Raw genomic sequence first — 20,955 nt, 5'->3', positions numbered from 1 at the left:
TTTTGTTTTTATTCTTCCTGTTTGTGGACAAGCATTAAAATTATACTCAAATCAATTATTGGTTTTTATCCATTTCCAGAGTGTTTTGTAGCTTGGCTTGGTTCCGTGCATAAGAATACCAATTCTATAGATTTTTCCTGCCACCCAAGTAGTGAACAGAAAACCTACGATCAAAAGCCCCATCGACAGAGCCAGTTCCCATATCGGAACACCATAACTCACCCTTCCCATCATGGCAATCGGAGAAGTCAGTGGAACAACCGATAGCCAAAATGACGTAGTACTATTTGGGTCATTCAGAACAAATACAAACAAGCCCATATAGGCTACAATCAGCGGAATAGTCACCGGTAACATAAATTGTTGTGCGTCTGAGGGTGCATCTACTGCAGAGCCTATCGCAGCAAACAAGGCTCCATAGAGTAAATACCCACCTAAAAAATAGAATACAAAACTGAGTGCTATCTGAATATAATTGATGCCTGCGATTACCTGAAGGATTTCCCCCATCTCTGTATTTTGCGCCATACCCTGCGCCAATTCCGGATTGGCCAATTCCATGGCCTGCTGCTGAGGCATTTGCAGACCTAGAAATCCAGTGACTATAGTAGTCAGCGTGCCAATTAACACTATCCAAATCAAAAGCTGCGTGAGTCCAACTCCCGCGATACCAATTATTTTGCCAAGCATCAGCTGAAACGGCTTAAGCGAAGAAACCAATATTTCAACGATTCGACTAGACTTTTCTTCTATGACACCCTGCATAATCTGATTGCCGTAGATGAAAATGAACATGTAAATCAAAATCCCCGCTACGAAACCAATTGCATAATTCACCGTGGCATCACTAACTGTTTCTGTTCCTTCTTCATCAAGTGTTATGGCCTTGATCGCTACTTTTGTACGGACATCATTGATGATTTTTGGATCAATGCCACTTTCAAAAAGCCGTTGTTCTTCGATTTTCTTTCGCAGATTATTCTCCAAGTAGCTGATCAAATTCATACTTGGATTTTCTTCTCCATAAAATGAAATCCCTATAGGATCCTTTATGTCAAACTCTGGAATATGTAAAAAACCGTAGCGATCCCCTTCCTGCACGAGCTTTTTGGCTTCCTCAGGACTTGTATCCGAAAACGAAAATGCATATTGCTCAGAACTCTCTAGGAAAAATAGCTTATTATCATCTACCACCTCGATGATCCTCAGTGCTTGATTATCCTCTTCCTCCAAAGCTATCCACACGAAAACCCCCATGATAGCAGGAAAAATCAATGGTGTTAATAAGGTGACAAGTAGAAAGGATTTCTTTTTGACGCGAGCCACGTACTCTCGTTGAATCACTAACCAGATCTTATCCATTTTCTGTTGACTTTACCTGGTGAATAAAAATTTCTTCCATGCTGGGGATCAGTTCCTGAAATCGGTTTACCTGTCCGTATTGCATTAATTCATTAAGAAGTTCATTAGGATTTTTTCCACTGAGTGGGAGTGTAAAACTAAAACTCCCTTCATCTTCTCTGGCTATCCACTCAGTAGGGAGGTGTCTGGTGAGTTGATCCAATACAATTGAATAAACTTCTGGTCTATAAATGGATTTCACTTGTTTAATAGTACCATCAAGAATCTTCTTCGATCGATTGATCATAGCTACTTGATCGCATAGTAATTCTACAGATTCCATACGATGAGTACTCAGGATCACAGTTGTTCCTTTAGCTTTGAGTTCCAAGATCTCATTTTTGATAATCTCAGCATTTACCGGATCAAAGCCTGAAAATGGTTCATCAAGGATCAAAAGCGGGGGATTGTGAATTATGGTGGAAATAAACTGGACTTTTTGAGCCATTCCTTTAGAGAGATCTTCAATCTTCTTATCCTTCCATGTCCCCATTTCTAGCTTTTCTAGCCAGTATTTAATCTTTATCTTGGCTTCCTGTGGAGTTAGTCCTTTCAGTCTGGCAAAATAAAACATCTGATCCCAGACTTTCATTTTCTTATACAGCCCACGCTCTTCTGGCAAGTATCCTATCAACTCAATATGCTTCGGTGCCAAAATATCTCCGCCTATATAGACTTCGCCACTATCTCGATCAATAATCTGATTGATAATTCTTATTAAAGTAGTTTTTCCTGCACCATTTGGTCCTAGTAGACCAAAAACCACTCCTTCCGACACATTCAAATCCACATCCGTAAGTGCTTTATTGGCTCCGTAGGATTTATTAAGCTTTTCTATTTTCAGCATATTCCAAAAAGTAGGGATTATTCTACAGTTAATGAACCAACTCCTACATCAATGATCAACTCCATTAATCTTGGGTCGTTAGCATTATAGCCCTTGGTAACGTAAGTCCCTTTTTCTAAAGATTTTAAATATTTCGGCAAGGTTGTTTTACACATCGCAGTTGTTCTCATTTTTATTTTAATGGGAAAAGAGTCCGAAGGCAAACGTAAATGAAGTGACCCCGCACCTACCGCAGCAATAACATGACTGGGATTAGGCATACCATCAGAAAAATTCAAATCAATTTTACCATAATTCACTTCGAAAATCATTCTTTTGGCATTGGTGAAATTGGCATTATTTACCGACACTGTTCCCATGTTCAAGGTTACCAAAAGTGTATCCATTTGAACCTGGTTGGGAGATTCACTTCCGTAATGGATAGTCACATCAGCACTGGCACTTTTCACCTTAAGCTGACTTATAGTAAGATTTGCCAAATCAAAATTCGCTTTACCCATTCCCAAATTAAAATCAAGATGGTAAAGAAAATTTGTACTCAAGGCAACATTCCAGCTATGATCAAAGTCATCGGATGACCCAGAAAATAGTTTCGAGGTGATACTTTTCCCTAAATTTTCAGACTCCACATTCTTATGAATCAGGGAGGTCTGAAGAATATTATTTGATTTTTTCTGTGAAAAAACTGGAAGGATATTCGTATGGTCAAGATGTCCATGAATATAGACAGGATCACTTGACTTTGTTTTCCTAAGCTGAGTAGTACTCTTATAAGTTGTGAACTCAAGAGCAACCATATCAAAACCGTCTTTTTCTGTCACTTTGAACTCTTTGACCAGTTGCGCCTTACTCACAGCTACCCATCCAATCATCATCAGAAAAAGCAGACACAATTTTCTAAGCATACGGTTAGGTTACGAGGCGACTTTAAAAAGGTTTTTTAAAAATATAAAAAAAGCCAGAATTGCTTCTGGCTTTTTTTATATTAAAAGAACTCTTTCATCTTATCAAAGAATGTTTTTTCGCTATTCCCTGGATCAGGCTTGAAATTATCTGAATCCCGAAGACTTTCTAATACCTCTTTTTCCTCTCTCGATAAATGAGTAGGTGTCCACACATTTACCATGATAAGTTGGTCACCTTTAGTGTATCCGTTTATATCCTTAATCCCTTTTCCTTTCAAGCGTAGCATTTTACCACTTTGGGTTCCCTGATCAATCTTGATCTTAACCTTACCTTCAATGGTAGGCACTTCCACAGATGCTCCTAAAGCAGCGTCCATAAAGGAAACATACAGATCATATATAACATTATTTCCATCTCGCTGAAGGACCTTGTCCTCAATTTCCTCGATAACAATAAGTAGATCACCAGCGATTCCACCAGGAATCTCATTTCCTTTTCCAGACATACTAAGCTGCATGCCTTCAGCAACACCACCTGGGATATTGATAGAAATTACTTCCTCTTTTACTATAAGACCTCTAGCATCAGCCTCGGCAGGTTTCTTGTCAACGATCTGACCACTTCCACCACAAACCCCACACGTACTTGCTGAAACCATTTGGCCAAGCATGGTATTCACTACCTTCTTGACTTGTCCTGATCCATGACAAGTAGAACATGACTTAAAAGTCACTCCATCTGCTATTAAATGGCGCTTTACTTTGATTTTCTTTTCTACGCCATTGGCTATCTCGGCAAGTGTCATTTTCATCTTCACGCGTAGATTTGTTCCTTTTTTGGTACGTCGGCCACCGCCTCCGCCGCCAAAGAAAGATCCGAATCCTCCTCCGCCTCCACCGCCGAAAATATCGCCGAATTGAGAGAAGATATCCTCCATGTTCATTCCGCCACCGCCAAAACCTCCTGCACCGCCTACACCTTGATGACCGAATTGATCGTAACGTTGCTTTTTCTCTGGAGTACTTAGAACCTCATAGGCCTCTGCTGCTTCCTTGAATTTATCTTCAGCTTCAGGATTGTCTGGATTCTTATCTGGGTGATATTGAATAGCCAGTTTCCTGTAAGCTTTTTTTATTTCATCTGCAGATGCGGATTTGGTAACTCCAAGTACTTCGTAATAATCTCTTTTCGCCATAATATTATGCTCCTATCACCACTTTTGCGTAGCGTACTACTTTATCTCCTAAGACATAACCTTTTTCGATTACGTCTACAACTTTACCTTTCAGATCTTCACTTGATGCAGGTATCTGCGTTATTGCCTCTTGAGTTTCTGGGTCAAATGGCTTACCGATAAGGTCATCCATCGGTTTTAAACCTTTAGAACCTAGTATTTTTACTAGTTTCTGAAAAATAAGAAGGTTACCCTCTCTCACTTTTGATCCTTCTACTTCATTCTCACTAGCTTTGAAAGCCCGCTCGAAATCATCGACCACAGGGATCAAATCCTTCAAGACTTCTTCTGCAGCTGTAGAAATAAGATCCAAACGCTCCTTAGCAGTTCTTTTTCTATAATTCTCAAAATCTGAGTAAAGACGGAGGTATTTATCCTTTAGATCAGCTACTTCGTATTCCAGTTTATTCTCTTCTGTTTCAGTTTGAGGTTCCACACCTTCGAAATCCACTTCAGATGAAGTGTTTTCAACTGTATCCTCATTGATGTTCTCGTCCTTGAGATTCATTTCTTGATCCACTTGTTCTTTATTATTCATAATTGAAATAGACAATAGTTGGGCATAATGAGGTTAACAATATTGTTGCCATAGCGTTTTCTCTGACAAACTGACACCTTAACCTTCGTGGATAGCCTGCCAGATTAGATCCTTGAGCCTGTCAAGATTGAACTGCGAGACAGAAGAAATGAAAACGTGAGGAATCCCCTCGGGTACTTCCTTTGTCATTTCCTTCACAAGTTCTTCATCCAGCATATCGGCTTTGGATATTGCAAGGAGTCTCCGTTTATCGAGCAGTTCTGGATTATATTTCTCTAATTCTCCTAATAAAATCCTGTATTGCTCACCAATATCAGCTGCATCTGCTGGCACCATAAAAAGTAAAATCGAATTACGCTCAATATGGCGAAGGAAACGAATCCCTAAACCTTTGCCTTCTGCCGCACCCTCTATTATACCAGGGATATCTGCCATCACAAAGGATTGATCTCCACGGTAAGCAACTACACCTAGATTTGGCACTAGGGTAGTAAAGGGGTAATCTCCAATCTCTGGTCTAGCGGCTGAAATAGAAGAAAGTAGTGTGGACTTGCCTGCATTTGGGAAGCCTACCAATCCAACATCTGCCAATAACTTCAGCTCTAAGATGATCCACTCTTCAATTCCGTCTTCACCGGGCTGTGAATAATGAGGTGCTTGATTGGTCGATGTCTTGAAATGATCATTTCCTAAACCTCCTCTTCCTCCCTTTGTAAGGACTACTTCCTGTCCATCTTCAGTGATTTCAAAGCGTTTCTCTCCAGTCTCAGCATCTTTAGCGATAGTTCCTAGAGGCACTTCTAATATAATGTCCTTACCGTCTGCTCCAGTTCTTCTTCCTCCTTCTCCACTTTTGCCGGCTTCGGCTATCACATGTTTTTTATATTTCAGATGGAGCAAAGTCCAAACTTGGGTAGTCCCTCTTACTATAATGTGTCCACCTCTGCCACCGTCACCACCATCAGGACCTCCTTTTGGGACATGCTTTTCTCTTCGAAAATGTGTCGATCCAGGTCCGCCTGCTCCTGATCTAGAGCAGAACTTTACGTAATCTATGAAATTTGAATCAGCCATTTTTTGATAAAGAAAAAAGGCTAAGCTTAAAAGCCTAGCCAAATATGAAATGCAAAATTAGGAAATTTAAGGCAATCAGTAGCTATCAATCACCGAAGTGATGTCTGAGAAGATTTGATCGATTTCTCCTACACCATTGATTTTCTGTAGTTTGTTTTGCGAAGCATAGTAATCTGCCACAGGCAGAGTCTCATCTAAGTACACCTTAATACGTGTATTGATTTTCTCATCATCCTGGTCATCTACTCTGTTGGATGTTTTGCCTCGCTCTTTAATTCTAACTCTAAGCACACTCTCAGGGACTTCTAATGCAATCATTCCACTGATTTCAATAGTATGCTTTGAAAGCATTTCATCCAAAGCCTCTGCCTGAGCGGTAGTACGTGGAAACCCGTCAAAAATAAATCCACGGGCATCTTTGGTTTCATTGATTTTATCCTCCACCATACCAATCACTACTTCATCTGGCACTAGTCGACCTTCATTCATATACTTTTTTGCGAGCTGACCTAATTCCGTTCCCTCTCCAAGGTGTTTTCTGAAAAGATCCCCAGTAGATAAATGAGTAAATCCGTATCTCTCAATAAGTTTTTCACTTTGAGTGCCTTTGCCTGCACCCGGAGGACCAAATAATACAATATTATACATTCGTAAGTCTATTATTTAAGGAGTACTGAGTTGATAGATATCAGGCAGATTTCTGCCCAACCCATCGTAATCAAGGCCGTAACCGACCACAAATTTATTGGGAATTTCAAAACCGACATAGTCTAACCCATAATTAAACTTGAAAGCATCAGGTTTATGAAGCAAAGTAACAATGGCAAGTTTGGAAGGTTTTAATTCAGAAAGTGCCTTTATTAAATAATCCATGCTGATTCCGGTATCAACTATATCCTCAACAACGAGGACATTTTTACCCTCAATTTTTTCTTCCAAGCCTAAAATTGAGCGTACTTCTCCAGAGGATTCTGTGCCAGAATAACTGCTGACTTTAATAAATGAGGTAGAAATTGGCAAATCAATATGCCTACAAAGGTCAGCCATGAATACAAAGGAACCATTCAAAACCCCTACTACTACTAATTCTTCTCCTGCAAAATCCTGAGTTATCGCTTGCCCAAGCTGGGCATTACGTAGATTAATTTCCACAGCACTCAAGTAGATTTCAAATTCTTTGTCTTTTACTCTTATTCTCATGCCCAATAATTATAGTCTTTCCACCAAATATGGATAAATGTTAAGCATTGCCTCCAAATCTACCAATGAAACTTTTTCATCCGGCGTATGCACATTCTCCTCAGCCGCACCTATAAAACACCAGTCTATTGCATACGGTGAAAACTGAACTTCTCTACCATCACTACCTCCAAACTCCTCTACTTCAAGTTGAAATGGAACACCACTCTCCTTTGCGAGTTGAATAACTCTATCCAAGAATCTTTTTCTTGGGATAAATTTATCCCGAATAGAGATAACAACCCCATTATGAAATTGAACTCCTTCCGTAATCCAGGTAATATCCGCAATCAGTGCATGCTTTATAGGTGATGTCTTTTGAATAAATTTAAGCAAAAAAGGCATGCTACCCCCTCCATGCTCCTCATAAGTAGAAAAAACCACCCAACCATTGGAAATAGTTTCGCAAAGTTTTAATGCGGTATAAACTCCTAACCTATTATCTAAATAGGCAGCCTGAATAAATTCCTCATCAATTCTAATGTTTTGAGAAAAAGAAAGTCGAGTTCCAGGATCAATTCCGCGAGGAAAATCATGAGAAATATTATTTTCGTCACCTTTTAATTTACATGATATTTCACCTAAAGAATCTTTCCCTTCTAAAATAGTATCTTCAATTATCTCTGGACCGCCTACGCTAATCAGCTGATTATTATACCTTGACATAAAACCAATAGTATCAATATGAGCAAAGACTGCAGTTCTTGGTTGACCAAATTTCAATAAAATACAATCATGAAAATTTTCTCCAAAATAGATATCTGGTGAAACATTCCACTTATTCTTTCGTTGGGCTATATATTGTAAAATAAATTCTGACGTTCTAGATTCATCTCCCGAAACACTATTTTGTTTGAGGATTTCGTATAAAAATTTCATTATGGCATAAATTATGTTAATATTTCATTACTAAATTTGAAAAAAGGAATGGATTTATTTTTTATCCGCAATTGGGTTTTAAATAATTCAGCTAGATTTGTAGTAAATTAAAAGTTTATAAATTTGTATTCACATCAATCAACACTTAAAATTTGAACAAAAATTTTTTGTTATGAAAAAACTAATACTATCAACAATTATGGCAGGCGCTTTGGCATTCGGAGCTCATGCACAGGAACAGGAATTCGACAAATTTTCCCTTGAAGTGGGAGGTGGCTTTAATAAACCAATGGCTCCAATCACTCCAGGATTCCTTTCTCCCTCACTCAACCTTGGCCATATTGACTTCGGCGCTAGGTATATGTTCAACGAGAAGTTCGGTTTGAAACTAGATTACGGTTTTGGTTCAATGAAAGAGGCTGGAAGCGATGATGCTAACACTGGCTCATTTGACACTAAATACTACCGATTGAATCTTCAAATGGTTTCTAACCTTGGAAGAATCATGAATTTCGAATCATTTACTAGATCTCTAGGTTTACTAGGCCATTTTGGTGCTGGTATCGGAAACGTAAAGCCTCAAGAGAATCTTCACAGTGGTTTTACTGATGATGTCTACAATTTTATTGTTGGTGTTACGCCTCAATTGAAATTAAGTAACAACATTGCTTTAGTAGGAGATATTAGTACCATTATTAACGGTAGACAGACTGTCACTTGGGATGGTGCTACTGCAATCGGCCCAGCTGACCATGGATTTTTCGGAGCTAATAGTACGTGGTGGACAGGTACAATTGGACTTCAGTTTTACTTAGGTAAGAGTGAAGAGCACGCTGATTGGTTCATTGCAGCCGACAAGTATGCTACTAAAGAAGAACTTGCTACTCAGATCAACGGTATTAAAGATATGTTGAAAGATTCTGATGGTGATGGCGTTCCTGATTACTTGGACAAAGAGCCTAACACTCCGGCTGGAGCAAGAGTAAATTCTTCAGGTATGACTTTGGATTCTGACGGTGATGGCACTCCTGATCACATGGATAAGTGTCCGTTCCTTCCTGGTCCAGCTTCAACTGACGGATGTCCAGTAGAAGAAGTAAAAGAGGAAGTTGATTTCTTCAAGAAAGCTATCAACGACGGTTATGTAAATGTTTACTACGCATTTGATAGCGATAAGCCACTTGGATACTCTACTAGCGCTGCTAGCTATGTATCTAACTTCCTGAAAAAGAATCCAGGTGTAAGTGTAGAGATCAAAGGATATGCTGACGAATTGGGTCCTGAAGATTATAACATGAAACTTTCTGAAAGAAGAGCTAAGTCAGTTTATGACATATTGGTAGCTTCTGGAGTAGATGCTTCAAGACTATCCTACAAAGGTTATGGTGAAGACACTAGCGTTGATAAGTCTTCTGCAGATGCAAGACAAATGGCTAGAAGAGCTAGCTTCGAAGTGAAGTAATTAGTACTGGAAATAAATATTAAAAGAGCTCGGCATGCCCGAGCTCTTTTTTTGTTTTAATACTTTACCGCCCCGTGATTTTGAATAATGCGTTCAACGAATTTATTTTTGAAACTCTTCACTCGAAATCCATTCTCAATTTGAAGTGATGAATCTAAGAGATGCTGATTTAATTAAAACTGAGATTTTTTCTGACAGTGCGATTCTCTCATATGGAATCAAAGCTTATAAATTGTTTTCCATGTAGAATTAAAATTCTCTATTCCTTTTCTAGCGAAAGATTTTAGTATAACAGGTAAACCTAAATAATACAAGCAAATAGTTAAATATTAGCTACTTCCCTAGTTACCAAAGGCATGGCTATTATATTTAAAGCCCGGTAATTTCTAGGGATCAATTATCACTTCCATTGAGATATAAATAACCCTTTTGATCCAAGGTTATAAAAGTTGTTTTTACCGATACAGCCATTTTGACCATTGGAGTTATATTCTCATTTTCAAGATTATGAAAACCCATACTCCATCCGCAGACATAAAATTTAATCCCCCTACCTTTCACTATTTTTATAGCAACTAAGTTTGGATTGGAAGTTTAATATTTATGATATTTATTCTCATATCCCTCTTCAGAAAGAATTGCCTGAACTAATTTACCATGAATAACTGCTGCAATCTGAATTTTTCCGGCAGGCACTCCATTCGCTATGTTGAGATTTAAGTCCTTGCAACCTCCAAAAAAACTGGATGAATTGAAGTAGAATCTTTCACCTCACCATATAGATCATCTAAGGTAACTTTGTAATTAATCAACGAGTCATAAGGTAACGTCCCAGTTTCTACGGTCATCATACCTACCCAAGGATGGAATTGAATACAGGATAGGTGATTTTCTCTTTGATGTGATTTGGGATTTCACTTTGTGCAAAAGCTTCTGAAAAATTAAAAGCGATCAGAATGAGATATGAGTAAAAAAATATTTATTCATATAGCATAAAATTACCTGTGTTTTTCAATCTACTTTTGAAAGATTTTTGTGAGCAGTTAGCTTTAAAAGAAAAAACAAATTTGCTATGATTCTTCAAATCATCCTTCTAATTGCCGGTCTTGTATTGTTAGTAAAAGGAGCCGACTGGCTTGTAGATGGTGCCTCCGTTTTGGCAAAAAAACATAAGGTATCAGACCTAGCAATTGGCTTGACCATAGTCGCATTTGGTACATCTGCGCCAGAGTTAGTAGTCAATTCTGTCGCTTCTTTTGGAGGTTATCCCGATATTGTTTTCGGAAACGTGATTGGTTCTAATAATTTTAACTTATTTATAATTTTAGGAATAGCTGGGTTGATAACACCGCTTACGGTGCAATCAAGTTCAGTTTGGAAGGAAATCCCATTTTCATTATTAGCAGCCGTAGTCCTTTTATTTCTTGCCAACAACTACTTCAGCTCAGAGTCTCCGGGACTTTCGATAGTAGATGGCATTATTTTACTGGCTCTCTTCGTCGCTTTTCTTTATTATGTATTCACTCAACTGAAGTCAGAACCAGACAGCTCAGATATAGTCCAAAAGGATTATACTAATCTCAAGATTTGGACACTGATTCTCGTAGGATTAGCAGGACTAGTGGTAGGAGGAAAACTCGTTGTCGACAATGCTGTAGCGATGGCACAATCACTCGGAGTCAGCGAGAAAATTATAGGACTAACTATCGTTGCAGCAGGGACTTCACTACCCGAACTCGCTACTTCAGTAGTTGCTTCGATGAAAAAGAACAACGACATAGCCATCGGAAACATCATTGGATCCAACATCTTTAACATCTTCTTGATTCTAGGTGTGAGCTCACTGATTAATCCGCTCAATTATACACTAGCTTTCAATACTGATCTGTACATTCTTGGGGCAGGAACTATTTTCTTGTTTGTCGCCATGTTTACTGGCAAGAGAAAAAAACTGGATCGTTGGGAAGCCGCGCTTCTTTTGGTATCGTACCTCGGATATACCATTTATTTGGTTAGTGGGGAAATGTAAATTTCTTTAAAATTAAAGCCTGATGCATCTAGACCCACTTTCGGAATTTGTATTACCCATTGACAATCCGGTAATCAAATTCCTTTTGATACTGTTGGTCATTTTGCTTGCACCGATTGCCCTTAATCGGCTAAAAATCCCGCCATTGCTCGGATTAATAATAGCTGGTGCTATCATAGGCCCTAATGGGCTGAATTGGATAGAGCGTGATAGTGGCATCATCCTTTCGGGGACAGCCGGAATGCTTTATATCATGTTTCTAGCCGGGCTGGAGATCGATCTTGCAGATTTCCTGAAAAACAGTAAGAAAAGCATGGTTTTCGGTATGTACACCTTTCTAATACCAATGATTTTAGGGATAACTGCTGGACTCTACATTTTGGATTTAGAAATGTTGCCCTCAATTTTGCTGGCAAGTATGTTTGCATCTCATACACTAATAGCCTACCCCATGATTTCTAAGATGGGCATTGCAAAAAATCAAGCAGTCAATATCACTGTAGGTGGCACACTCATCACAGATACATTGGCCTTAATGGTGCTAGCCGTCGTCGTAGGAGCCACTAAAGGGGAAGTAAATACAATTTTTTGGACAAAATTAGTTATATCCTTAATCGTGTTTACCACCATTATTATTTTTTTACTTCCTATAGTCGCACGATGGTTTTTGAAGAAATATGAAGACAATGTCTCGCAATATGTATTCACTTTGGCGCTGGTTTTTACTGGGGCTGCGTTAGCAGAATTGGCAGGAGTAGAGCCTATCATTGGTGCATTCCTTGTAGGCTTGGCTGTTAACCCACTAATTTCGCATATCTCTCCTTTGATGAATAGAATCGAATTTGTAGGAAACGCGATTTTCATTCCTTTTTTCTTAATAGGCGTTGGAATGCTGGTAGATTTCACAGCATTTGTTGATGGTTGGAATACGATTATTGTTGCGTGTGTTATGACCATAGTAGCCACCCTAGCTAAGTATCTGGCTGCATTTGCTACGCAAAAGACCTATGGGTTTTCAAAGGATGAACGCAGGGTCATTTTTGGTTTGAGTAATGCACAGGCTGCGGCAACTTTGGCTGCTGTAACTGTCGGATACAAGATTATTATTGGAACAGATGAAGCTGGAGAGCCAATCCGTCTTCTCTCAGAATATGTGTTAAACGGCACCATCATTATGATCCTTGTGACGTGTACCATTGCTTCTCTTGAAGCTCAGAAGGGTGCGAAAAGAATCGCATTGGCGGATTCCCCACTTGATGAAGATGTAAGCGACAATGTACAGGAACGTATCCTGATTCCAGTGAGAAATCAAGAAACATCTGATGACCTAATTCATCTTAGCATCATGCTGAAATCACCTCAAAAGCATTCTAATCTTTATGCGCTCAGCATTATCAATCCAGAACTGGAAGATGCAAATGCCGAAATGAAGGCTCAAAAAACGCTTAATCAAGCGAGTAAAACCGCAGGTTCTACTGATCATTTTCTATACGAATTGCTGCGCTATGATACCAATATCGAACATGGAATATCAAGTGTTATTCGCGAAAACAAAATCACTGACTTAGTCCTTGGCCTCCACGAAAAGACAACCATAGACGACAGTTTTCTTGGTAATCTGACCGAGACACTACTTACCAAATGCAATACAACGACGTTCATTTATAAGCCACATCAGCCTTTCGACACACACAGACGTCATTTGGTTTTTATCCCTCCTAATGCTGAGATGGAATTAGGCTTTCCTTTTTGGCTGGTAAAAGTCTGGAATATTGCGAGAAATTCAGGGTCAAGAATGATTTTCTATGCCACAAACGGAACAAGAGCATACCTCAGTGAGATTCTCATAAAACATCCAATTCGAGTTGATTTTAGGCCTTTCCCAGAATGGGATGAACTGGAAAATCTAGATATCCTCCTCAAAGCTGACGATAATCTGATCATGGTACTGAGCCGAAAAGGGGAAGCCTCCTATCACCCGCGCTTGGAGCGCGTTCCTAAACTGATTAACATTTGGCTGAAAAACCACAGCTTTATTTTGATCTATCCTAACCAACCTAAAGCCGGTGGTATGCCCGTAATGGACATGATGCATGGCTCACTGATAGGGCCTATTGAGCGCTTGGATTGGATAGGGAGGACGGTTGCTAGACTTCTGAAAAGAAAATAAGCTTTACCGTAACTGATACTGGAGTTTTCTACTCGTCCGCAAAATTCAACCTTTGGTAATTTTTTAACTGATTTTGACGGAAAATCGAAATATATTCCCATGATTTTAATTCAACGCATGATTTGATTTGGAATCCAATCAACCCAAACCTATATCTAAACAGACATCTGATGTCCAACCATTGCAAGTGCTCATCCAGCAAAATTTTAGTGATGCTTTTATTGAGCTTTCTTTTTAGTTATTCCTCTTTTGCTCAGCAATCATCCAAAAAAGGAATACTTAGCGGAGTAGTCATTGAAGATGGTTCTGATTCTCCACTTCCATTTGCTTCTATAGGAATATATACCAGTGCTGACAGTTTGATCTCAGGAGGTCTTTCAGATGACAATGGCAAGTTTCAAATCGATATTCCTAATGGTGAATTCTACGCTTTGGTGGAATTCATGGGGTACGAAGAATACAAATCCGATCTTTTTACCATTTCTAGAGATTCTCCTTCATATGATATGGGCAGTATAATGATGAAGACCACAGCAGGAGATTTGGATGAAGTGGTAGTTCAAGGTGAAAAAACAATCATGGAGCTTTCTCTGGACAAGCGGATTTTCAATGTAGGGAAAGACCTTGCAAATGCAGGTGGAAATGCCAGTGATATCCTGATGAATCTTCCTTCTATTGCTGTAGATCCAGAGGGAAACGTGCGATTAAGAGGCTCAGCTAATGTTCGGATATTGATTGATGGAAAGCCTTCTGGGCTGGTTAGTTTCAAGGGAAGTGCGGGTCTCCGCCAGTTACCTGCCAATATGGTTGAGCGAGTGGAAGTCATCACTAATCCCTCGGCACGCTACGAAGCGGAAGGCATGGCCGGCGTGATCAATATTATTTTGAAAAAGGACAATAATCAGGGATTCAACGGTTCATTCGAAATAGTCGGAGGCGTTCCTACCAACTTGGGTTTCACAGCTAACCTTAATTATAGACACAAACGGATCAATTGGTTTATCAATTATAGCCTTACCCATCGCAGAGCTCCAAATGTAGGCGAACTGTATCAGGAAACTTATGGAGAAGACACCACATTTATCTTAAACCAAACCAACGAAGGAGTGGTGAAAAGCCTTAATAATAACATTCGCGGTGGATTGGATTATTACTTTAGTGAAAATAGCATTCTAACTCTTTCCTATCTGTGGAGAAGAAGCGATGCGCATAGAATTACAGACATTCGTTATGAAGATTCTTGGAATACATTAAGCAATCTCCAGAGCTATACCTTAAGGAAACAGGATGAAACGGAAGAGGAGCCAAACTCAGAAATTTCAATGAATTATAAGAAAAATTTTGAGCGAAAGGGACATGAACTGACCGGGACACTGACTTATTTAAATTATTGGGAAAATTCTGATCAACTTTTCACCGAGGCTGGGTACACGCCACAGGGAAATCCAATCACAGGCTCATCTGTACTTCAGACTTCCCTAAATGATGAATACGAAAATCAATACTTGGCTATGCTCGATTATGTACAGCCATTTGGTAAAGAAGGAAAATTCGAGAGCGGGTTCAGAACGAGTTTCCGGGAAATGAAAAATGACTACCTCGTGCAAGAAGCAAATGAAAGCGGAGTTCTTGAACCTATTCCTGGCCTTGACAATATCTTCCTGTATGATGAAAACATACTTGCGGCCTACGGAATCGTAGGAAATACTTCAAAAAAATGGAGCTATCAAGGTGGATTGCGGGTAGAACATACAGATGTGAAAACTACACTGCAAGAAACCAATGAAGAAAATCCAAGAAAATACACAAACCTCTTTCCGAGCGCCCACCTGACCTACAATATCACTCAGGAAAATGCTTTTCAAATCAGCTATAGCCGACGTGTCCGCCGCCCAGTTTATAATGATTTAAGTCCCTATGTGACACTTTCAGATTCGCGGAATTTCTTCAGTGGAAACCCTGACCTGAACCCGGAATACACCAACTCCTTTGAGCTAGGACACATTAAATATTTTGACAAGGGGACTCTTTTCACCACCGTTTACTACCGTAGTACATCTGACAAAATCGAACGGTTACGTGCCGTAGATGATGAAGGAAATTCTACCACCTTGCCTTTCAACCTAAATGGAGAAAATTCATTTGGAGTGGAACTCAGTAGTGATTACCAACTTTACGATTGGTGGAAGCTTGACTTCAATGCCAATTTCTTTCACGCGGATATCGATGGTACAAATATCCAGAACGGGTATGAGACTAAGACTTACTCTTGGCTCTTCCGACAAACCTCCAGATTTACAGTGGCTGAAGGGCTTGATATACAGCTTCGCGCAAATTATGATGCAAGACAGAAAACTGTTCAGGGAGTAAGAAAAGGTATTTTCTTTATGGATCTCTCTGTCAGCAAAAGTATTTTACAAGACCGAGGCACTCTGGTTTTTAACGCTACAGACATCTTTAATTCCAGAAGAAATAGATACATCAGTGAAGGGGTAAATTTCTATACCGAGGGAAATTCCCAATACCAAAGGCGACAATTGATTCTAACCTTAAGCTATAGGCTAAAACAATAAAAGTTTATTGATTTTTTACCTAATATTCATAAAATAAAACCCTTAAGCTACCTTTTAAGTAGTGTAAGTCCATGCGCAAATTGAGTCTGTTTTTTCTGTTGGGAATAGTGAATATGTCAATTCTTTCGGCACAGAAAATCAACGATTCATATCGGCTGCATATTCAGAAAGCCACCTCAGAAATCTTGATTGACGGAGCTTTGGATGAGCAAGCTTGGCTCGACGCTGAAGTCGCGACAGATTTCTATATGATCACGCCCATGGACACGAGCTTTGCCCAAGTAAGGACTGATGTGAGGATGACGTATGATGATGAACATCTCTATTTACTGGTAGAAAATTTCCACGCAGTAGAAGGCCCTTATATGGTTGAGTCACTTCGCCGGGATTTCAACTTTGGCAAGAATGACAACTTTCTGCTCTTCATGGATCCATTCGATGATCAGACCAATGGTTTTTCCTTTGGAGCTAATGCAGCGGGTGCACAATGGGATGGAATCATGTTCAACGGGGGCAACGTAGATCTCAGCTGGGATAATAAATGGAGTTCCAAAGTCACTAACTACGATGACAAGTGGGTTTTTGAAGCCAAAATCCCATTCAAATCAATACGGTACAAAAAAGGAATCACAGAATGGGGAATCAACTTTTCCCGACTCGATCTGAAAACTACTGAGAAATCAGGCTGGGCTCCGGTTCCACGACAATTCCCCTCCGCTTCTTTAGCCTACACTGGTATACTTGTTTGGGACAAAGCTCCACCACAGACTGGCGCCAATATTTCTGTAATTCCATATGCTTTAGGAGGATTTAGCAAGGAAGTGTCTTCTGGAGGCGAGACAGAATACCGAAAGGAAGTAGGAATGGATGCTAAAATAGGATTGACTTCTTCTCTGAATTTGGATCTTACTGTAAATCCGGATTTCTCGCAAGTGGAAGTCGATCGACAAGTCACCAACCTAGATCGTTTTGAATTGTTTTTCCCAGAGAGACGACAATTTTTTCTGGAAAACGGAGACTTGTTTGCAAGTTTTGGCTACAGCACAATCCGCCCATTTTTCTCCAGACGAATCGGACTAAATGCTCCCATACAATTTGGCGCAAGACTGAGTGGGAAAATCAACAAAAACTGGAGAGTCGGAGCGATGAATATGCAAACTGAAAAAGTGAAAGAGGATGAATTGCCATCTCAAAACTTCACTGTTTTGGCACTTCAGCGACAAGTAGGTGCAAGGTCGAATATCACAGGACTCTTTATCAATAAGCAATCGCTCAATTATAATCCTGATCCTACCTCAGAAGCCCCTATTTATTCTCAGTTCAACCGCAATGTAGGTTTGGAATATAACCTAGCCTCTTCGAATAACCTTTGGACTGGAAAAGCAATGGTTCTACAGAGTTTTGGTCCCGACAATATAGGCAACGGCTTTGTCCATGCTGCCAATTTGAAATATACCGCCGGAAATCTCACTTGGAACTGGCAGCATGAATACGTATCTGAAGACTATACCGCAGAAGTGGGCTATGTGCCAAGAAGGGGATTTTATAAAATCAACCCACAGGTAGGCTATCGTTGGTTTCCCAAAAGCGAAAAAATTCTGAGCCACGGCCCTGATCTTAGCACAACGTTCTTTTTCAATAAAACGGGAGAAAAAACAGACAACACCTCATTCCTAGCTTATAATCTGAAATGGAGAAGCCAAAGCACTTTTATGCTTTGGACTAGCACAGACTATGTGAAATTGCAGAGGCCCTTTGACCCTACAAATTACAGCGGAGACACACTTGCAACTGGTACAGAACACCAATGGTATGCCATGGGGGCAGAATATACTTCCAAACCACAAAGTGTATTCACTTATGCTTTTACCACACGATTGGGTGGTTATTATGCAGACGGCGAGCGCTACAACGTCACCGCTGAGCTTGGCTATAGATTTCAACCCTATGTGAGCATCACGATGAATGCAGGCTATAATGAAATTCATTTACCTGAGCCTTGGAATACAACCAGCTTTTGGTTGATCGGACCAAGAGTTGATGTCACCATGACAAATACCCTATTTTTCACAGCCTTCGTCCAATACAATGAGCAGATCGAAAATATTAATCTAAACACCCGCTTCCAGTGGCGATTTAAGCCTGCTTCAGATCTGTTTTTGGTTTATACAGACAATTACCTGCCCGCTCCCTTTTACACCAAAAATCGCTCATTGGTTTTGAAGTTCACGTATTGGTGGAATTTATAAAATTCAGTCTTCGACTCGATTGATTGATTATTCTCAAATTTTAGCCTAAGTATCCCATTTAGGAGATATAGCTTTACTTTAGTAATTAGACTGCTTACTTACTTTATCATGAAACTCTTACTCAAAAAGTCAATTTTCTTCCTTTTGGCGTTTTTCATCATCAGCGAAATATCAGCCCAAAACTCTGAACTCCTCACGCTCGACAGAATCTATAACTCTAGAGAATTTGCTCAAGAAAGACTTCAGCCGATCCAATGGATAGAAAACGGAGCGGCCTATGTGACCGTAGAAAATGGAAACGAATTGGCTAGATGGGATAGCCAAACATTAGATAAAAGTGTGTTCGTCCCTGGTTCAGCACTGCAAAACATCGGGAACCCAATCTACATCGAATCATTCAGCCTATCTGATGATGGGACAAAAGTCCTGATTTTCACTAATTCAAGCCGAGTGTGGAGGTCGAATACCAAAGGCGATTACTGGGTTTATGATCTGGCAAGTAAACAATTAAAGCAGCTTGGAAGCCAGTTCGAGCCTTCCTCGCTAATGTTTGCAAAATTTTCCGCGGACAATAAATATGTAGCCTACGTGCATCAATTCAATCTGTATCAGGAAAACTTCAAAACAGGTGAAATCACCCAACTCACCAATGACGGTACTGACAAGATCATCAATGGCACATTTGACTGGGCTTACGAAGAAGAGTTTGGAAAGCGGGACGGTTTTGCTTGGAGTCCAGATGCCGCAAACATCGCATTTTGGCAGATCGATGCATCAAAGATTGGCACTTTTTATATGATCAATAATACTGACTCGGTCTATTCCAAACCAATTCCCTTACAGTATCCAAAGGTCGGGCAAGAGCCCGCAGGAGCCAAAATCGGTCTGATAGATATAGCTTCGAAAACGACCAAATGGATACCAATTCCAGGTGAAGAGAAGGAAAATTACCTGCCTGGCATGCAATGGATCAATGCCGATCAATTATTGATCCAGCAGATGAACCGAAAACAGAATCAACTGACCATTTGGACTTTCAATCCTTCAAGTGAAGAACTGAAAAAGATCTATGAAGAAACGGAGGAAACCTGGGTGGATCTTGCCTACCCGGATCTTTCCAGAAATGGCTGGAGCGACAATAGTTTACCACTAGTTGATGATGGAAAAGCCTTTCTACGAATGACAGAAAATGATGGGTGGAGACATATTTATAAGGTTGAGATAGCTACAGGAAAAAAGACGTTGATCACGCCTGGCGAATTTGATGTTGCCTCTTTTGGGGCTGTAACAGATAAGGAGGTTTACTTCATCGCTTCTCCAGACAATGCTACTCAGCGATATTTGTATGCTATTGATTTGGCTGGAAAAGGTGATCTTCGACGAGTAACTCCAGAAGCTTTTGAAGGAGTAAACACCTATGATATCGCGCCAAATGGCCTAGTTGCAATACACAATTACCAGAGTACTAACAACCCATTAACGGTTCGACTAATCAGCCTTCCAAAACACACGATCATCAAAAACCTTGTAGAAAACACTGCCTACTCCCAAAAACTAGCTTCACTTAAAACTCCTGATATCAAATTCACGACAGTGACTACTTCCGAAGGAGTGACAATGGACGCAAGAATAATCTACCCAGTTGATTTTGATGAATCAAAAAAATATCCAGTACTTTTTCATGTGTATGGTGAGCCTTGGAGCACCGTAGCCACGGATACTCAGGTTGGACTTTACAATATTATACTGGCGCAAAAAGGATATTTCATGATTGATATTGATAATCGTGGCACACCAACTTTGAAAGGAAGCGATTGGAGGAAAAGTATTTATAGAAAAATAGGAGTCATCAATGCCCAAGATCAAGGATTGGCTGCCAAAGAACTGCTAAAGCTTCCTTATCTGGATGAAAGCCGGGTTGCTGTTTGGGGCTGGAGTGGTGGTGGCTCTATGACGCTGAACTTGATGTTTAAATTTCCTGAAATTTATCAAACAGGTATGTCTGTTGCAGCTGTATCTAATCAACTGATCTATGACAATATCTATCAAGAAAGATACATGGGCTTACCTCAGGAAAACATGGAGGATTTTGTAAAGGGATCACCCATCACCTATGCAAAAAACTTAGAAGGAAATCTGTTGATCGTACATGGCACTGGCGATGACAACGTCCACTATCAAGGCGCAGAAATGCTGATGAATGAACTGATCAAACACAATAAACAATTCCAGATGATGCCTTATCCAAACCGGTCTCACGGAATCTATGAGGGAGCTGGAACGAGCCTTCATTTGTACACGTTACTCACTGATTATTTAATGGAACACACTCCAGCTAATTAATTATCAAAAGA

Annotated in this window: 15 protein-coding genes and 1 pseudogene; 6 read left to right on the top strand and 10 right to left on the bottom strand. The window is 39.9% G+C overall.

The window, feature by feature from the left end; translation table 11 throughout:
- Window positions 1-51 precede the first annotated feature (51 nt).
- The 9 genes from SYJ56_RS15405 to SYJ56_RS15365 all read right to left on the bottom strand — a co-directional run bounded on the left by SYJ56_RS15405 (window position 52) and on the right by SYJ56_RS15365 (window position 8,118).
- A complete protein-coding gene (locus SYJ56_RS15405) occupies window positions 52-1,362 on the bottom strand; it encodes an ABC transporter permease (protein WP_323835576.1) in 1,311 nt (436 codons plus the stop codon).
- Window positions 1,355-2,248: an ABC transporter ATP-binding protein gene (locus tag SYJ56_RS15400; protein ID WP_323835574.1), complete on the bottom strand. Its 894-nt coding sequence runs from the start codon at window positions 2,246-2,248 to the stop codon at window positions 1,355-1,357. The genes SYJ56_RS15405 and SYJ56_RS15400 overlap by 8 nt, the downstream gene beginning before the upstream one ends.
- A 17-nt stretch (window positions 2,249-2,265) precedes the next feature.
- Complete coding sequence (locus SYJ56_RS15395) at window positions 2,266-3,153, bottom strand: hypothetical protein (RefSeq protein ID WP_323835572.1); 888 nt, start codon at window positions 3,151-3,153, stop codon at window positions 2,266-2,268.
- 80 nt (window positions 3,154-3,233) lie between these two features.
- Window positions 3,234-4,349: a molecular chaperone DnaJ gene (dnaJ, locus tag SYJ56_RS15390; RefSeq protein ID WP_323835570.1), complete on the bottom strand. Its 1,116-nt coding sequence runs from the start codon at window positions 4,347-4,349 to the stop codon at window positions 3,234-3,236.
- 4 nt (window positions 4,350-4,353) lie between these two features.
- Window positions 4,354-4,926 (bottom strand): nucleotide exchange factor GrpE, encoded by a 573-nt coding sequence (locus tag SYJ56_RS15385; RefSeq protein ID WP_323835568.1) that lies wholly within the window; start codon window positions 4,924-4,926, stop codon window positions 4,354-4,356.
- A 78-nt stretch (window positions 4,927-5,004) separates the two neighbouring features.
- Complete coding sequence (gene obgE / locus SYJ56_RS15380; protein ID WP_323835567.1) at window positions 5,005-6,000, bottom strand: GTPase ObgE; 996 nt, start codon at window positions 5,998-6,000, stop codon at window positions 5,005-5,007.
- 75 nt (window positions 6,001-6,075) lie between these two features.
- Window positions 6,076-6,648, bottom strand: a complete 573-nt coding sequence (locus SYJ56_RS15375) for an adenylate kinase (protein WP_323835566.1) — start codon at window positions 6,646-6,648, stop codon at window positions 6,076-6,078.
- Between the two features lie 15 nt (window positions 6,649-6,663).
- Window positions 6,664-7,200, bottom strand: coding sequence for a hypoxanthine phosphoribosyltransferase (gene hpt / locus SYJ56_RS15370; protein ID WP_323835564.1), 537 nt, complete (start codon window positions 7,198-7,200; stop codon window positions 6,664-6,666).
- Between the two features lie 9 nt (window positions 7,201-7,209).
- Window positions 7,210-8,118 (bottom strand): aminopeptidase, encoded by a 909-nt coding sequence (locus tag SYJ56_RS15365; RefSeq protein ID WP_323835562.1) that lies wholly within the window; start codon window positions 8,116-8,118, stop codon window positions 7,210-7,212.
- A 172-nt stretch (window positions 8,119-8,290) separates the two neighbouring features.
- On the opposite strand from SYJ56_RS15365, the gene SYJ56_RS15360 reads away from it, so the two are divergent.
- On the top strand, window positions 8,291-9,580 hold the full coding sequence (locus SYJ56_RS15360) for an OmpA family protein (RefSeq protein ID WP_323835559.1): 1,290 nt from the start codon (window positions 8,291-8,293) through the stop codon (window positions 9,578-9,580).
- Between the two features lie 393 nt (window positions 9,581-9,973).
- On the opposite strand, the pseudogene SYJ56_RS25935 reads toward SYJ56_RS15360, so the two are convergent.
- Window positions 9,974-10,153: pseudogene (locus tag SYJ56_RS25935) on the bottom strand (DsrE family protein); the annotation flags it as partial.
- Between the two features lie 499 nt (window positions 10,154-10,652).
- Here SYJ56_RS25935 and SYJ56_RS15355 point away from each other — a divergent pair.
- The 5 genes from SYJ56_RS15355 to SYJ56_RS15335 all read left to right on the top strand — a co-directional run bounded on the left by SYJ56_RS15355 (window position 10,653) and on the right by SYJ56_RS15335 (window position 20,944).
- The gene (locus tag SYJ56_RS15355; protein WP_323835557.1) at window positions 10,653-11,609 is read left to right on the top strand and encodes a calcium/sodium antiporter; all 957 of its coding nucleotides are present in this window, start codon (window positions 10,653-10,655) and stop codon (window positions 11,607-11,609) included.
- 22 nt (window positions 11,610-11,631) lie between these two features.
- Complete coding sequence (locus tag SYJ56_RS15350) at window positions 11,632-13,779, top strand: cation:proton antiporter (RefSeq protein WP_323835555.1); 2,148 nt, start codon at window positions 11,632-11,634, stop codon at window positions 13,777-13,779.
- Window positions 13,780-13,991: 212 nt separating this feature from the next.
- A complete protein-coding gene (locus SYJ56_RS15345; RefSeq protein ID WP_323835553.1) occupies window positions 13,992-16,352 on the top strand; it encodes a TonB-dependent receptor in 2,361 nt (786 codons plus the stop codon).
- Window positions 16,353-16,423: 71 nt separating this feature from the next.
- Window positions 16,424-18,601, top strand: coding sequence for a DUF5916 domain-containing protein (locus SYJ56_RS15340; RefSeq protein ID WP_323835551.1), 2,178 nt, complete (start codon window positions 16,424-16,426; stop codon window positions 18,599-18,601).
- Window positions 18,602-18,709: 108 nt separating this feature from the next.
- Complete coding sequence (locus SYJ56_RS15335; RefSeq protein WP_323835549.1) at window positions 18,710-20,944, top strand: S9 family peptidase; 2,235 nt, start codon at window positions 18,710-18,712, stop codon at window positions 20,942-20,944.
- Window positions 20,945-20,955 lie beyond the last annotated feature (11 nt).

The sequence above is a fragment of the Algoriphagus aurantiacus genome (genome assembly GCF_035156405.1).
GTDB lineage: Bacteria > Bacteroidota > Bacteroidia > Cytophagales > Cyclobacteriaceae > Algoriphagus > Algoriphagus aurantiacus.
Note: the sequence above shows the minus strand (reverse complement) of the source record. Positions and strands in the feature narration are given on the sequence as shown.

Coding starts and splice junctions, on each gene's coding strand:
- SYJ56_RS15340 (WP_323835551.1), top strand. CDS start 16,424: ATGCGCAAATTGAGTCTGTTTTTTCTGTTGGGAATAGTGAATATGTCA.
- dnaJ (WP_323835570.1), bottom strand. CDS start 4,349: ATGGCGAAAAGAGATTATTACGAAGTACTTGGAGTTACCAAATCCGCA.
- SYJ56_RS15335 (WP_323835549.1), top strand. CDS start 18,710: ATGAAACTCTTACTCAAAAAGTCAATTTTCTTCCTTTTGGCGTTTTTC.
- SYJ56_RS15345 (WP_323835553.1), top strand. CDS start 13,992: ATGCTTTTATTGAGCTTTCTTTTTAGTTATTCCTCTTTTGCTCAGCAA.
- obgE (WP_323835567.1), bottom strand. CDS start 6,000: ATGGCTGATTCAAATTTCATAGATTACGTAAAGTTCTGCTCTAGATCA.
- SYJ56_RS15385 (WP_323835568.1), bottom strand. CDS start 4,926: ATGAATAATAAAGAACAAGTGGATCAAGAAATGAATCTCAAGGACGAG.
- SYJ56_RS15400 (WP_323835574.1), bottom strand. CDS start 2,248: ATGCTGAAAATAGAAAAGCTTAATAAATCCTACGGAGCCAATAAAGCA.
- SYJ56_RS15395 (WP_323835572.1), bottom strand. CDS start 3,153: ATGCTTAGAAAATTGTGTCTGCTTTTTCTGATGATGATTGGATGGGTA.
- SYJ56_RS15405 (WP_323835576.1), bottom strand. CDS start 1,362: ATGGATAAGATCTGGTTAGTGATTCAACGAGAGTACGTGGCTCGCGTC.
- hpt (WP_323835564.1), bottom strand. CDS start 7,200: ATGAGAATAAGAGTAAAAGACAAAGAATTTGAAATCTACTTGAGTGCT.
- SYJ56_RS15360 (WP_323835559.1), top strand. CDS start 8,291: ATGAAAAAACTAATACTATCAACAATTATGGCAGGCGCTTTGGCATTC.
- SYJ56_RS15375 (WP_323835566.1), bottom strand. CDS start 6,648: ATGTATAATATTGTATTATTTGGTCCTCCGGGTGCAGGCAAAGGCACT.
- SYJ56_RS15365 (WP_323835562.1), bottom strand. CDS start 8,118: ATGAAATTTTTATACGAAATCCTCAAACAAAATAGTGTTTCGGGAGAT.
- SYJ56_RS15350 (WP_323835555.1), top strand. CDS start 11,632: ATGCATCTAGACCCACTTTCGGAATTTGTATTACCCATTGACAATCCG.
- SYJ56_RS15355 (WP_323835557.1), top strand. CDS start 10,653: ATGATTCTTCAAATCATCCTTCTAATTGCCGGTCTTGTATTGTTAGTA.